Origin of the sequence: Kitasatospora setae KM-6054 (assembly GCF_000269985.1) — a bacterium.
Classification (GTDB): domain Bacteria; phylum Actinomycetota; class Actinomycetes; order Streptomycetales; family Streptomycetaceae; genus Kitasatospora; species Kitasatospora setae.
In genome coordinates this window covers 1033955-1048477 of sequence record NC_016109.1, presented here as the reverse complement: position 1 = coordinate 1048477, position 14523 = coordinate 1033955, and the positions used below count along the sequence as shown (strand labels likewise).

Genomic DNA, 14523 nt, shown 5'->3' with positions numbered 1-14523 from the left:
CGCAGAGTCATCGGTTCCCGTTCGTGAGCGGTCCGGCGAGCCGCGCTACCCGGCCGCCGGAAGGGAGGACGCCGGGGCCCCGGGCCCGGTTGCCTCCTCCTGGTGCAGATCGAGAGCGGTCAGCAGGTGGATCGCGGCGTCCGCCCAGCGGAGCGGCACCGGGTCGGCGGCCAGCGCGTCCAGCAGGGCGGCCGCGCCGCGCAGACCGGTGCGGCGCAGCAGGGCGGCGGCCGGGGCGAGCCGGTGCGGGAGAGCCGACTCCAGCCCCGTGCGGGCGAGTTCGGCCAGCGCGGTGCGGCCGGCGGCCAGCGCCTCCGTCAGCGGATCACCGCCGGCCGACGGCAGGACGGCGAACGGGCGCGGGTCGGTCTCGGCCGCCAGGTCCGGATGGACCAGGCGGTCCGCGCCGCGCACCGCCAGCGGATCGAGCACCGGACGGCCCGCCTCCTGCCGGAGCAGGCCGCTGACGTGCGACACCGCACCGGACTCCAGGGCCGCCGCCAGCGCGTCGACCCGGCCCGGGCACAGCGCGTCGTGCTCGGCCGAGAGCAGCACCGCCGTCCCCGACTCGTCCCGCAGCACCGCCTCCAGGCGCTGCCGCGCCGGGTCGTAGCCCAGCGGGCCGACCTCCGCGATGGCCAGCACGTGCGCGTTCTCCGCTTCGATCCGCGGCCGCACCAACCGGGGCGGACGCCCGCCCAGCGCGCGCAGCCGGGCCGCCGCGTCGCGCAGCAGCAGCGGCGCGGGCAGTGACGCCCAGGCACCGCCCAGCGGCGTGACGCTGGTGGACGCGATCCGGCCGCGCTCGATCGCCACCGCCCGCCCGGCGCTGCGCGACACCGACTCGCTGACCAGGTTCGCCCCCGCCAGCGCCCGCACTGGATGGCCCAGCAGCCGCCGCGCCGCCAGCGCCGCCCCGGTGCCGTCCTGGCCCTCCGCCAGCGTCCAACTCCGGCGCAGCACCAGGGCGATGGCGGCGTCCGGCTGCGCGAAGTAGAGCGCCACCTCGCGCTCCGCCGCGCTCCGGCCGGACACCCGGCAGCCCAGCGCGACCAGTCTGGTCCGGCGCAGCTGCGTGACGGCGCTCTCCCCGGTGCCCAGCGCCAGCGCCCGGTCCGATGCCCGGTGCCGCGCGCACAGCTCCGCCAGCAACTCGGCCACCCGGTCCGGGTCGTGCCGGGTGTCCCGGGCCGCGTACGCCTCCAACTGCCCCCGCAACTCGGCCGCCGCCGCGGCCGGCCAGTGCGCCGAGGCGGACGTCAGGTCGCGCTCCAGACGGGAGAGTTGGGCCAGCAGCACCGGGCCGCTCCGGGAGGTACCGGTGCGCAGCAGCTCCTCGGCGAGCGCCGTGACGGCGGCGAGCGCGGGCGGGGCGGCGGCGGTGCGCGCACCGCTCTTCGCGGTGGTGCTGGTGGTGCCGTCTGCGGTGGTACGCCGGGGAGTTCGGGCCGGGGCTGCCGTGGCATCGCCGGACGAGGGCGCTGTGGCCGCCGGTTCGGCGGTCGGTTCGGCGGTCGGTCCGGTAGCCGCCGCGCGGCCACCCGCCGTGCGGGTCGCGCCGGACGGGGTGCCGTCCGCGTCGGCGGACCGGAACGCCCACACCGCGAGTGCCACCAGCTCGCCGTGCCGGGCCGAAGTCGCGCCGCTCAGCGCGAAGTTCAGGCTGTGCGGGACGGGGAAGCGGACGGTGCAGCTGGGCAGCTCCACCGAGGGGGCCGGGTGCTCGGCGTCCACCCGCTGCACCGTCACCCGGACGCCCCGCTCCCAGGCCCGCCGGGCCGCCGCCAGGGCCGGCCGGCCGAACGCGGTGAGCAGCGCCGCGTCGTCGAACTCGGTCGGCGACCAGGGCAGTTCGGGGAGCGGTTCGTCCACCGGGGCGTCCTGCCGCGCCTGGTAGGCGAGGACCAGCCCGACCAGGTGCCGGCACACTCCCGGCGCCGCGCAACTGCACGTCCCGGCGTCCAGCGGCACGCCCGCCGGCAGCGCGGCCCGGCTGCCGTCCGGGAAGACCGCGGACACCTCGCCGTCCGCGCCCAGCTCTGTCGACGGGCCGGTGCCCGCCTCCAGTTCGCGGGCCGCCCGCTTCACCAGGCCGCGGTTGGCCAGCGCGGCCAGGGTGTCGGCGTCCAGCGCCAGCAGGTCCGCCCGGGGCGCGCTCACCGGCCCACCTTCTCCGCCACGAACGCGGCCAGCGCGCCCGGCGTCATCGCCCCCACGTGCGCCCCCAACCCGACCATCCGGGCCGCCAGTTCGCGGTCGTACACCGGGTCGGCCTCCTCGTCCAACGCCGCCAGCCCGAGCACCGTGCTGCCCTGCTCCACCAACTTCCGCACCCCGTACAGCAGTCGGCCCGGGTCGCCGCCCTCGAAGAAGTCCGACACCAGCACCACGATGCTGCGCCGCGGGTTGTCCAGCAGGCCGGCCCCGTAGTCCACCGCCCGGGCGATGTCCGTGCCGCCGCCCAACTGCACCCGCATCAGCAGCTCCACCGGGTCGGCCACCTCCTCGGTCAGGTCCACCACCGAGGTGTCGAACGCCACCAGGTGGGTGCGCAGCCCCGGCAGGTTCCACAGGCAGGCCGCCGTCACCGCGGAGTGGATCACCGAGCCGGCCATCGAGCCCGACTGGTCGACCAGCAGCACCAGTTGCCACTGCTCCAGGGTGCGCCGCGTCCGGGTGTGGAAGTACGGCCGCTCGATCAGCAGGCGCCGGTGCTCCGGCTGGTAGTGCGCCAGGTTCGCCCGCACGGTGGAACGGAAGTCGAAGTCCCGGGCCAGCGGGATCCGGCTGCGGCCCGGCGCCCGCGCGCCGGTGAACGCCCGGCGCACCTCCGGACGCAGCCGGTCCAGCAGGTCGCGCACCACGGCCTCCACCAACCTGCGGGCCAGGGAGAGGAGTTCGGGGTTCATCAGGTGCTTGGTGCGCAGCACGGCGCGCAGCAGCGACTGGCTCGGCTCGACCCGGGACAGCACCTCCGGATCGGTGACGATCTCGTCGATCCCGTAGCGCTCCACCGCGTCCCGCTCCAGCCGCTCCACGGTCTCCTTCGGGAACAGCCGGTGCACGTCCTCCAGCCAGTCCACCGGCGTCACCCGGGACGCCTCGCCGCCGCCCCGCCGCGACCCGCCGGAGCGGCGGACCCCGCGCCGACCCGCCTCCGGGTCGCGCCCGTACAGCCACTCCAGCGCGGCGTCCCGCGCGGCCGCGTGCTCGCCGAGGCCGCCGGTGCAGCGCTCGGCGGCCGCGCCGAGGATCAGCCGCCAGCGCTCCAGGCCCTCGTCGGGGAGGGCGGCGGTCGGGGTGGTGCTCGGGGGCAGGGGCGTGGCGGGCGTCTCGGCGGTCGGCGCCTCGGTGGGCGGGGCGAGGGTATCCGGGACGTCCGGGGCCGTCGGGGTCAGGCCGTAGCGGGACAGTAGGTCGGTGACGCCGAGTTCCAGGGCGGCGGCGCGGGCGAGCAGGGCCGGGTCGGCGCTGGTGCGCAGCAGGGCGCGGGCCGAGCCGGTGCGGCCGCGGCGGGCCAGCAGGCGCTCCGCGATCCGCTCGCGCTCGCGGGGCGGGAAGTAGCCGAACGCCTGGCGTAGTGCGGGCAGGCCGGAGAGGAAGTCGCCGTCCGGCAGCCCGGTGACGATCGTGTCCAGCGAATCGAACAGTGACGTGTCATCGACCGATTCCAGGGCGGGCCCCGTCAACTGCTCGCGCGCCAGCACGAACACCCCCGACAGCCAGTCGCCCAACCGCTCCGGCTGCCCGGCCCACGCCCGAGCCTGCCGGGCGACCGCCTCGGCCGAGAACCCGACGGAGCCGGCGGACCCGACGGGCCCGGTCGCGTCCGGGGCCGGTTCGGCGGCGGTCAGGGACCAGCACAGGCCGAGGGCCGCGCCGCGCAGGTCGGGCGGGGCGGCCGGGTCGGCGGCGACGCGGGTGGCGGTGGCGAGGGCGGTGGGGCGGTCCAGGGTGAGGACGGCGGCGGCGTGCCGGAGGGCGTCGCGGGCGGCGGCGGTGGCGCGCAGCCGGGCGTGGTCGACGCCGGTGCCGCCGTGCAGGCCCTCGGCCAGCCAGAGCACGCGGTGCAGCGCGGCGTCGACCAGTCCGGCGAGCCGGGGATCGGCGGCCACCCCGTAGATCCGGTCATGCCGCCACAGGTCCAGGGTGGTGGCCAACACCTCGCCGACCGCGCCGAGTTCGGGGGAGCGGCCGATCCGCTCGGCCAGCGTGTCGAGCAGTTCGCCGGCCAGCGTGCCGACGCCGCACAGCACGGCGTCGAACAGCAGCCCGGCGAGGTCCGCCGGGTCCGCGTCGGCGGCGCGGGCCCGCCCGGCGAGGGCGACGGCGGCCGCGTCGGCCAGCCGGGCCCCGTACGCGCCGGCCTCGATCAGCGCGGCGTCGCGCCGGTGCGCCCAGCCGCCCGGGGCGGGCTCCCAGCGCTCGGTGAAGACCGGGTCGCCGCCGCCGGTCGGCCCGGCCGCCCGGACGTGCCCGGGGATCTCCAACACCCGCAGCCGGTGCAGGAAGCGGCTGCGCCGCAGGCCCTCCGGCGTCGTCAGGTCGGCCGCCGCCGCCTCGCCCGGCTCGACGCCGCAGACGGCCTGCTCGGCCGCCACGTCGTGGACCAGCGGCGGCGCGGGCGTGTCCGGGTGGAGCCGGCCGCGCCGGTCGCCGGTGCCCGCCGCGACCAGCGCCCGGACCAGCGGGTCGCCGCCCGCATCCGGACGGCCGCGCTCCTGCCAGGGCAGCGGCCGCTCCAGGGCCTCACCGACCAGCCCGGAGACCAGGCCGTCGAGCACGTCGGCGCGCGAGCGCGTCCGGTGGCCGCGCAGGGCGGCCAGGCCCTCGGCGAGGGTGCGGGCCGCGATCAGGTCGGCCGTCGACACCGGCACCTTCGCCGCCCGCAACTGCCGCACCGCGCGCTCGACCAGGCCGTCCGCCGCGCCCACCGGGCCCAGCTCCCACAGCAGTTGGTAGTAGCCGGGGGAGGGCATGCCGGCCTGGTAGCCGCCGAACGCGTCCAACTGGGCGAAGGAGTACGGCACCAGGTGGCTCCCGCCGACCGCGCCCGCCGGCGGCTCCGGCACCGCCGGCCAGCCGGGCTCCGGCGCGCCGGACGCCACCAGCGCCCGCAGCGCGGGCGTGTGGAAGCCGCCGGTGACCACCAGCACCGGCCCGTCCCGCCGGGCCAGCGCGGCCCGCACCCAGCGCGCCATGTACGCCTCGCGGGCCGCGTCGCCCTCGTCCGCCGCCGCGTCGCCGCGCACCAACTCGAAGTAGGCGTCCAGCCGTTCGGCCAGGCCGGCCTGGTCGGGGAGCTCGACCAGGCCGTCCCACAGGGTGTCCGGCGAGTCGGTGCCGAACGCCTCGCACAGCCGCGCGGTGGCCCGCGCGTACCGGGCCTCGGAGTCCGCGAACCGGTTCGCCAGCGGGCGGGCCCGGTCGGTGAACGCCGCGTGCCAGGCCGGCAGGTCGACGAAGCGCACCCGCGCGCCCGCCGCCCGGCCCTCGGTCAGCGCCACCCACTCCGGCGAGTACGCGCACAGCGGCGCCCAGGACGTCGCCGTCCGCGCCTCGTCCCGGTAGTGGCTGAACACCGCGACCGGCAGCTCGTGGCCGAGCAGCAGCTCGTCCAGCCGGGGGTTCAGGTCGGCCGGGCCCTCGATCAGCACGTGCGCGGGCCGCACCTCGGCGATGGTGCGCGCCACCAGGGCCGCGCAGGCCGGCGAGTGGTGCCGGACGCCCAGGAAGAGCGCCTCGGCCGGTCGGGCGGGGCGTGCCATCAGTCGGCCAACAGGTGCCGGGCGTCGTACAGTTCGCGCCAGCGGCCGCCCTTGCGCTGCTTGGCCTGCTGCTCCAGGAAGCGCCGCAGCCGGGCCAGGTCGTCCGGGCTGTCCTTGGCCGCAGTTCCGGCCAGGCAGGTCACCAGATCGGCCGCGCTGCCCGGCTCCTGGCGCAGGAACCAGCCGCGCACGCCCACCGCGTGCGCCACCGAGACCGCCTCGGCGGTGCTCAGCACCGCCGAGGAACCGCCCCGTCCGCCGCTGCCGCCGTCCGGTGCCCGCAGCTCGCGGAAGGTCGCCACCAGCACCTCCAGCAGGTCCCGGTCCGGGGCCGGCTCGACACCCGACCGGCGCAGCAAAGCCGTCGACTCGGCCTCCACCAGAGCGACTTCGGTGGCGAAGTCGGCGATCGGGAAGACCGTCTCGAAGTTGAACCGGCGCTTGAGCGCGGCGCTCATCTCGTTGACGCCCCGGTCCCGGGTGTTCGCCGTGGCGATCACGTTGAACCCGGCGCTCGCGAACACCATGCCGTCCGGGCCCTCCAACTCCGGCACCGCCAGCACCCGTTCGGACAGCAGCGAGAGCAGGCAGTCCTGCACCTCCAGCGGGCAGCGGGTGATCTCCTCGAACCGCACCACCTTGCCCTGCGCCATGCCCTTCAGCATCGGCGCGGGCACCAGCGAACGCGTCGACGGGCCCTCCGAGACCAGCAGCGCGTAGTTCCAGCCGTACTTGATCTGGTCCTCGGTGGTCGCCGCACCGCCCTGCACTGTCAACGTGGACGTGCCGCTGACCGCCGCCGCGATCAGCTCCGACAGCAGCGACTTCGCCGTCCCCGGCTCACCCACCAGCATCAGTCCGCGATCCGTCGCCAGCGTCACCAGCGCCCGCTCCACCAGCGTCGCGTTCCCCACGAACTTCCGGCTCACCCCGGCCCGCTCGTCACCCACCACGAACCGCCGCGCCGCCCGCAGACTCAACGCCCAGCCCGGCGGCCGCGGATCCGCGTCCTGCTCGCGCAGCGCCGCCAACTCCGCCGCGAACCGCACCTCGGCGGGCGGCCGCTGCAGGACGGGACGGTCGGCGGCAGCGGTCGGAACGGGCATCGCGCAATCCTCGGGTAGCAGCAAGGGGGAAAACCGGTCTGGCGGAAACGATCCTCTCAAGCCCCGCCGGACGCCCGCACCCGGGCTCCTCGCCCCGGCCGGACCGTCCACCACGTACCGACGCTACCGGCCGCCACCGACAGCGCCCCCGGTGGCAGGGCACGGGGGAGAGGCTCGGGGGAGAGGCTCAGGGAGGGCCGGGACGGGCAGGACGGGCGCCATGAACGAGCCCCCGGTCCCGCCGGTCGCCGCCTCCTGGCGGCGGATCGACGCCTGGCCGCCCCGGCACGCGCCCGCCTCGCTCGCGCTGCTGCGCCCGCCCGCCACTCCCGGCGCGCCGGCCGCGGCGGAGCGGGTGCTGGGCCGGCCGCTGCCGGCCGAGCTGCGCGAGTCGCTGGGCTGCCACGACGGCGTGCGCGAGTGGGCGACGCTGCTGCCCGAGCAGTCCCCGCTGAGCGGGGCCGGGATCGCCGGGCACTGGCGGATGTGCATGGACGTCGCGGCGGAGAACGACGGCCTGGCCGTCCGTCCCCGGGACGACGAGCCCTGGTGGCACCCGGACTGGCTGCCCTGGGCCGAGACCGCCGACGGCCGCGCCCACGTCCTCGACCTGCGCCCCGGCCCGGAGCACGGCCGGCTCGGCTGGGCCGGCTGGGCCGGCCACTCCGGCGGCGGGGACTTCACCGACCCCTGCCCCGGCCTCCTACCTGCACGAGGTCGCCGAAGCCCTGCACACCGGCGGCGGCGTCCGCGGCGCGCACCCCGGCCTGACGGCGGATGGTCGGCTCGACCGGGAGGCCGGTCCGGCCGCCGGTCCGCTCTGACGGCTCCAGGCGGCCCGGGCGGCCCGGGGGTTGGGCTAGGCTCGGCCGGGGACGGATCGATCGGTCGAAGGGGCGAACGCGTGTCCGGTGAAGGCAAGTTCAGCGTCTACGGTCGGCTGACCGCGCTGCCCGGTCGGCGCGACGAGCTGGTCGCGGCGCTGTTGGAGGGGCTCCGGGCCGGTGGCGAGTCCGGCGGGCTGGTCGCGTACAGCATCAACACCGCGCTCGACGACCCGGACGCGGTCTGGCTGACCCAGCTGTGGACCGACCAGGCGGCGCACGACGCGACCACCCGCTCCGAGCCGGTCGCCGCCGCCACCCGCCGGGTCGCCCCGCTGCTGGCCCGGCGGCCCGAGGGCGCCTACGGCCACGCCGTCCACACCGCCCACGTCGGGGACCGGGCCACGGGGTCCTGAGCACCGGGTCCTGAGCGCCGGGCCCCGAGCGCGGGCGCCGCGCGGCGCGGCGCGAAGATCGTCATGGTTCTGCCACAGTGCGGGCACCGACCGTTCGGCCGCGGTGCAGCCGGTTAGCGTGGCCGGATGAACCTGACGACGGACGAGGTGGCGGCCGCGGGCGCGGCCTGGGTGTGGCGGCCGGACGACGCCGAGGTCTTCGCGGACGGGACGTGCACCGTGCTGCGGCTGCCCGACCGGTACGCCTTCGACCTGTCGGTGGTCTCCTTCACCCCGACCGGCCCGCTCGGTGCGGCCGTGGACGCCGTGCTGGCGCTGGCCCGGACGCTCGGGCCGCCGGTGCTGGACTGGCAGGTGCTGATCGGCGACCCGCCCGGGCTGGGCGCCGAACTCGCCGCGCGCGGCGGGCGGGTCAAGCTCGGACTGGAGATCCTGGCCGCCGACCTCTCGGCCGGCGCACCGCCGACCGTCGCGTCCGGGGCCGCGTCCGGGGCCGCGACCGAGCTGCGCTGGGTGCGCGACCCGGCCACCGCGCGGGACGCCGCGGCCATCGAGGTCATCGGCTTCGGCGGTGAACTCCCGCCCGCCGCCTGGTACGAGGACGCGGCGGCCCGCGGCGGGGCGAGCGTCCCGGCGGGCCGTGGCGGCACCCTCGTCGCGTACGCGGACGGCACGCCGGTCGGCGCCGCGAGCCTCGAACTCGTCGACGGCGTGGCCCGGTTGACCGGCGGCGTGGTCGTCCCGTCCTGGCGCGGGCGGGGGGTCTACCGGGAACTGCTGGGCGCCCGCCTCGCGTACGGGGTGGCGAACGGTGCCCGGCTGGCCCTGGTCAAGGCCAATCCGGACACCTCCGGTCCGATCCTGCGCCGCAACGGCTTCACCGGGTTCGGCCAGGAGCCGGTCTACGTGGTCCGGTTGGGCTGAGCGACGGCCGAGGGCCGTGCTACACCGTCCGGTTGGGCGGTGCGGAGGGGGAGGAACTCCCGGTGCCCGCGGTGTCGGTGCCGAGCGGGATCCGGTTCTCGACGGCCTGGGTCAGTGGGACGAGCAGGGTGACCAGCTCGTTGTAGTCCGCGGTCCGGCCGTCGGCCCACTGGGCCATGCCGATCAGCATGCCGTGGTCGTGCACCGCGAAGTTCTGCACGATGCCGCTGTCGGCCGCGAGCGCCGTCAGCCCCGAGGTCTTGGGCGGGAGCAGGACGGCGACCTGGGGCTCCCGCACGCCGCTCAGCCGGTTGACCAGGTCGATGGAGTCCATCGGGTCCACCATGGTGAACAGCGCCAGGTTGTACTGGTTGCCGGCGGCGTCCCGGTACAGCGCCTGGGCGATGCCGGCGCAGCCGGCGCCCTGGGTGATCAGCCCGGCCAGTGTCGGGCTCACCGTCTCGGCCCCGGTGCAGACCGGGTTCTCCTGCTTCGCCACCAGGGTGTAGCCCTGCACCTGCTGCGGGAACACCGACAGCGGGATCGCCCCGCTCAGCGCGCCGGACGACGGCGCCGCGGCCTTCGCCGAGGGCGACGCCTTCGCCGACGGCGTCGCCTTCGGGGAGGCGGCGGCCGCCGAGGAGGAGGCGGAAGCGGAGGCGGAGGCGGCGGGCGCGGACGAGGCCGGTGCGGCCGCCGCCCCCGTCCCCGAATCCGAGCGGGCCGAGTCGAACGCGTACGCTCCCGCGCCGCCGATCACCAGCAGGCCGACCACCAGGGGTATCAGCACCCTGCGGGTCGAGCGGCGCGGTTTCGACGCCTCCGCCTGCCCGGACTGCTGCGGCGACTGCCGCGCGCGTTCGGCGGCACTCGGTTCCTTGACGGCGTTGTTCTTCTCGAATTCCTTGACGAACTCGTCCCACAGTTCGTCACCGGATCTACCCTTGTCCACGACATCCAGACCTTAGTGATTCCCGGCGCGCCTTGGGAAGTGCCGTATACGCTCGGGTGCGGAGAAATCCCGCTTGTCAAGACCACGCCGAACAGGGTGGACGGACGGACGCGCGGACGGACGAGGGGGCGCGGACAGATGCTGATCGCGATGGCGGGCCTGCCCGGTGCGGGCAAGAGCACGGTCGGCCAGGCGCTGGCGCGCCGGCTGGCGGCGCCCGTGGTGTCGGTGGACCCGATCGAGGCGGCGATGCGCCGGGCCGGGGTGGCCGCCGACCAGCCGACCGGCCTGGCCGCGTACGTGGTGGCCGAGGCGGTCGCGGACGGGGTGCTGGCGCTCGGCCAGCACGTGGTCGTCGACGCCGTCAACGCGGTGGAGGCGGCCCGCGCGCAGTGGCGCGCGCTGGCCGCCCGGCACGGCGTGCCGGTGGCGTTCCTGGAGGTGGTCTGCCCGGACCAGGACCTGCACCGGGCCCGGCTGGCGGGCCGCCGGCGCGGCATCGCGGGCTTCCCGGAGCCGAGCTGGGCGGCGGTCCAGCGGCTGCGGGCCGCGTACCAGCCCTGGCCGGCCGCCCGGCCGGGCGAGCCGGAACCGCTGCGGCTCGTGCTGGACAGCACGGTCGAGGTGGAGCCGAACGTCTCGACCGCGCTGGCTTTCCTGGGCGTGCGCTCCTGAAGGCCAAGGCCAAGGCCACGGCCCGAGCGGGCGGGGCCGGTCAGAGCGTCGCGCCGGTCAACTCCTCCAGTTCGACCAGGAGTTCCGAGAGTGCGGCGGCGTCCAGCCCGGCCAGCGGCCGGGCGTGCCCGTCGCCCGGGGCGTACTCGCCGGGCCGGGTGCCGAACCAGACCTCGCGCACGACCTGGTCGGGCTGGGTGGTGATCGAGGCGCCGTGCAGCCCGGGGGCCAGGGTGACGCTCAGGTACCGGCCGTCCGGCAGCCGCTTGTAGACCGCCGATCCGGCGGCGCCGAGCTCCTGCGGCCCGCGCACCCAGTCGCGCCCGCGCCGCACCAGCTCCTGCGCCGCCTCGTAGCCGACGATCCGCCCCTCGAACCCGGGCAGCCGGTGCCCGGCCGCCTGCTCCGGTGTCAACGACCTGACCGGGCGGCCGAGTTGGGCGAACGGCTGGACCAGCAGGTAGTCGGTGAAGAGCTCCGCCCAGCCGGTCAGGTCGCCGCCGAGCCGGGCCGGGTGGACCAGACGGACGGTGGCGTCGGCGGGCAGCTCGAACGGCTTGTCGTCCAGGTCGGCGAAGGTGCGGTCCTCGGCGACCCGGAACGCCCCCGCCGCCTGGGCGGCGCCGCGGCCGGTGGTCCACAGCAACTGCTGCCCGAGCCGGCCGAGCAGTGGATGGGCAAGGAACAGCGACCTGAACTCATCGGAACCCCAAGGACGTTCGTCGATCATGGCGGCTTCGAGCCGGGCGATCTGCTCGGCCCCGACGGTGCGCAGCTCCTTCTTCAGCGCCGCGTACCGCTTGCGCTCGGCCGGGGCCAGCTCCGGATCGTCCCGCTCGCCGGGCGTGGGCAGCGACGCGCGCCGCCTGCCCGCCGCGTCCAGCACGCAGGGCTGCAGGTGCGGGTCCAGGGTGACGGTGAACTCCCTTGGCCCGTAGTCGAACCGGGCCGTGCCGTCGGCGGCCAGGCCGAGATCCGGCACCAGCCGGTCGGCCAACTGGTCCGGCGTCAGGCAGAGTTGGAGCGCCACCTCGGCGACCTTCTCCCCGGCCCGAGCGCGGATCCCGGCGAAGCGCACCCGCTGGGCGATGCCGTGCAGGGCGGTCAGCGCGGTGTCCGTGCCGATCGCCGCCAGCACGTCCAGCCCCTCGGTCGCCCGCCGGCTCGCCTGCTGGCCCGGCCACAGTCGCAGCACCGGAGCGAGCCGCCGGGCGGTCTCGTCGCCGCCGAACTCGCCGAGCAGCGACAGCGCCCAGCTCTCCGCGGCGGGCATCCCGGCCAGCCGCCACTCCTCGAACACCGCCCAGCAGAACGCCTCCCACGCCTCCGCCCCGCACGCCCGCGCGACCAGTGCCAGCCCCGGGTAGGGGGCGCCCGGCTTCGACAGCGCCAGCATGGCCAGCACCCGCCGCACGGCGGCCTCCGGCAGCACGGCGCCGACGCCGGCCTCCGCGCCGACGCCGGCCTCCGCACCGGCCTCCGCCCCCGCCCCCGAGTCCGCCCCCGCCCGCAGCGGCAGTGGCGGCAGCAGCGCCGGGTCGAGCCAGTGCGGCGGTTCGGGCCGCCGGGCGGGCAGCGCGGCCACCAGCGGATCCACCGCCAGGACCGCCGCGACGGCCTGCGCCGCCTCCGCCCCGTACCGCTCGGCGGTCGCCGCCGTCAGCGCGTCCGGGCCGGTCCGCGCGGCGACCAGGCGCAGCGCCTGCTCGGCCGCCGTCCGGGGACGGCCCGGGGTGCCCACCGCGTCCGGGACGAGCAGCAGGGCGCCCGCCACCCCGTGCCGGGCGAACCACGAACCGGCCGTGGTGCGAACCGACTTGAGGGTGACCAGGCCCTCCGCCATCAGCCGCGCCGCCGCCACGTCCAGCACCGGCAGCAGCAGGGGCGCCAGCTGGGTCGGCCGCAGCCGGGCGGTGTGCAGGGCCACCGGTACGGCGAAGACGCCGTACTTGGCGAGCACCGGGCGCAGCGAATCGACGCCCTGGTAGATCAGTTCGGGCCGCCAGCGGACCAGGAACGGGGCCAGCTCCGCGACCGGCGCCCGCCGCAGCAGCCGGCAGGCCGCCCACATGCCGCTGCCGGAGAACGCCTCCCGCGCGAGCGCCGCCCAGTCGGTCTCCGCCGGGCCGGTGCCGGTCGGGCCGGTGCCGGTCGGGTCGCCCCACAGGTCCTCGTCCGGGTCGGCCGGGACCGCCCAGGCTTCCTGTTCGCCCGGCAGCCAGCGCAGTTCGGTCGACTCGTCGACGGCCGGCCCGGTCACCACCCGGGGCCGTCCGGTCGGCCGGGGCCGCTCCCAGGGCGGAGACGCCAGCACGGCGGGCCAGTCCGCTTCGGCGGCGAGCGGTCCGGCGGGACGCGCGGCGGGCAGCGCGCGGACGAACGCGGCCGTCCGCGTGTCGAGTCGGGCCAGCAGCGGTTCCGACTCCCCGGCCAGGCCGCGCAGTCGGCGGTCCAGCAGGTGCCGGGCGGTCGTCCACGTGCTCCCGGCGGTCCCGGTCGTCCCGCCCTCTCGCGCGGCCGCCGCCAACAGCCGCAGGCCGCGCACCGGGTAGCGTTCCACGGCCTCCCACAGCACCGGCGCCACCGACTTGTCGTCGGCCCGCTCCAGCAGCGCCAGCATCGCCTCGTCGCTCGGGAACTCCAGCAGCAGCGCGGCGAGCCGGCGGGCGTCGTCGCCGCTGTCCAGCCGGCGCAGCGCCCGGGCGAGCAGCGGCACCGCGCCGGTGCCCAGGCCGTCCGCGACGGTCGCCGCCGTCGCCGCGTCCCAGGAGAACCAGGCCGTCCGGACGGCCAGCCGCTCGGCCTGCGCGCGCTCGCCGAGCGCGGACAGCAGCAGCGCCCACAGCGAGCGGTCCCGCCGCTCCTGCGGCAGCTCGGCGATCCACTCGTCCACCCAGCCCGGCACCTCGGGGAAGAGGAACCCGGCGCCCGCCCGGTGCAGTCGCCCGCCGGGGCGCAGCTCCCCGGCCGCCGCGCGGGCGGCCAGGTACTCGGGCTCGGCGGCGGTGGAGAGCAAGTGCCGTGCCCAGCGCAGCAGTTTGGCCTGCTCCCGGCCGAACGTGGGCGAGTCCGGGTTCCCCGGCAGCAGGCGTTCGGCGGCGCACTTCGGCCACGCGTGCGCGTGGCCGACCTCCAGCGAGGCGACCGCGGCGCGGACGGCGAACACCAGGCCGTGCCGCGCCGTCCAGGCGTCGACCAGCAGCGCCCCGCCCGCCGCGCCCTCCTCGTACAGCGGGGGCAGCATCGAGGCGACGCAGGCCGCGCCGAGCGGGTCCGCCGCGCCGTCCAGGTAGGCCCGCGCGGCGCGCACCAGCGCCGGGTCGGAGTGCGGGGACCCGCAGACCCGGTCGATCCACTCGCGGTGCTCGGCGGTCAGCGCGTCCTCGGCGGCCACCGCCGCGCGCCCGGGCCACTCGGCGGACGACACCGCCCCGCCCCCGCGCCGCGGCACCACCAGCGCCCCCCAGGCCGCCGGCCACGCGAAGGCGTCCTCGTCCGTCTCCCCTTGCCGCAGCACCGCGCCTCCCGCACCCGTACCCTCTGGCGTACCCACCGGCCGACCAACGTCGCTGCCCACCCTAGTGCCGCGTCAGGCAACCTTCGCCCGTCGCGACGCCCGGCACGCGCCCTCCTTGCCCGCCACCGGGCAGGAGGGGCCCGCTCGCCGCACCGGACGAAAGCCCAAGTACATCCAGTACGAGGACTTCCGGCCGGCACGCCGATAGCACGCACCAAGGGGGCACCTCCCAGCCCCCCTTGGGGCTGGGGGAGCCGCTCCTTGACGGCAAAGGTTGCCTGACGCGGCACTAGCCAGTGGCCCCGACACCGCCGGGTGCGGCGGTGCCGGGGCCGTCGGTG

8 protein-coding genes are annotated in these 14523 nt (G+C 77.2%); 3 read left to right on the top strand and 5 right to left on the bottom strand.

From position 1 onward, the window contains the following. Positions 1-45 precede the first annotated feature (45 nt). Genes KSE_RS38115 through KSE_RS04545 form a run of 3 tightly spaced genes read right to left on the bottom strand, consistent with a single transcriptional unit; the run spans position 46 to position 6874 of the window. The gene (locus KSE_RS38115) at positions 46-2160 is read right to left on the bottom strand and encodes a hypothetical protein (RefSeq protein WP_014134096.1); all 2115 of its coding nucleotides are present in this window, start codon (positions 2158-2160) and stop codon (positions 46-48) included. Continuing rightward, positions 2157-5768 (bottom strand): DUF5682 family protein, encoded by a 3612-nt coding sequence (locus KSE_RS44235; RefSeq protein ID WP_014134095.1) that lies wholly within the window; start codon positions 5766-5768, stop codon positions 2157-2159. The genes KSE_RS38115 and KSE_RS44235 overlap by 4 nt, the downstream gene beginning before the upstream one ends. Then, positions 5768-6874, bottom strand: coding sequence for an ATP-binding protein (locus KSE_RS04545; protein WP_014134094.1), 1107 nt, complete (start codon positions 6872-6874; stop codon positions 5768-5770). Before KSE_RS04545 ends, KSE_RS44235 begins: the two co-directional genes overlap by 1 nt. A 220-nt stretch (positions 6875-7094) precedes the next feature. Here KSE_RS04545 and KSE_RS44230 point away from each other — a divergent pair, with 220 nt between their 5' ends. Further along, a complete protein-coding gene (locus tag KSE_RS44230) occupies positions 7095-8114 on the top strand; it encodes an antibiotic biosynthesis monooxygenase (protein ID WP_014134093.1) in 1020 nt (339 codons plus the stop codon). A 126-nt stretch (positions 8115-8240) separates the two neighbouring features. Beyond that, complete coding sequence (locus tag KSE_RS04530; RefSeq protein WP_014134092.1) at positions 8241-9038, top strand: GNAT family N-acetyltransferase; 798 nt, start codon at positions 8241-8243, stop codon at positions 9036-9038. A gap of 19 nt (positions 9039-9057) precedes the next feature. Here the strand turns inward: KSE_RS04530 and KSE_RS41950 are convergent, their stop codons facing one another. Beyond that, positions 9058-9990, bottom strand: coding sequence for a hypothetical protein (locus KSE_RS41950; RefSeq protein ID WP_014134091.1), 933 nt, complete (start codon positions 9988-9990; stop codon positions 9058-9060). A gap of 138 nt (positions 9991-10128) precedes the next feature. On the opposite strand from KSE_RS41950, the gene KSE_RS04520 reads away from it, so the two are divergent. Further along, positions 10129-10665 (top strand): AAA family ATPase, encoded by a 537-nt coding sequence (locus KSE_RS04520; RefSeq protein ID WP_014134090.1) that lies wholly within the window; start codon positions 10129-10131, stop codon positions 10663-10665. A 40-nt stretch (positions 10666-10705) separates the two neighbouring features. On the opposite strand, the gene KSE_RS04515 is transcribed toward KSE_RS04520, so the two are convergent. Next, complete coding sequence (locus KSE_RS04515) at positions 10706-14182, bottom strand: DUF4132 domain-containing protein (RefSeq protein ID WP_014134089.1); 3477 nt, start codon at positions 14180-14182, stop codon at positions 10706-10708. Positions 14183-14523: the final 341 nt, after the last annotated feature.

Bases quoted from the DNA above. Each gene is read 5' to 3' on its own strand.
- KSE_RS44235 (WP_014134095.1), bottom strand. From the start codon at position 5,768: ATGGCACGCCCCGCCCGACCGGCCGAGGCGCTCTTCCTGGGCGTCCGG.
- KSE_RS04545 (WP_014134094.1), bottom strand. From the start codon at position 6,874: ATGCCCGTTCCGACCGCTGCCGCCGACCGTCCCGTCCTGCAGCGGCCG.
- KSE_RS04530 (WP_014134092.1), top strand. From the start codon at position 8,241: ATGAACCTGACGACGGACGAGGTGGCGGCCGCGGGCGCGGCCTGGGTG.
- KSE_RS04520 (WP_014134090.1), top strand. From the start codon at position 10,129: ATGCTGATCGCGATGGCGGGCCTGCCCGGTGCGGGCAAGAGCACGGTC.
- KSE_RS44230 (WP_014134093.1), top strand. From the start codon at position 7,095: ATGAACGAGCCCCCGGTCCCGCCGGTCGCCGCCTCCTGGCGGCGGATC.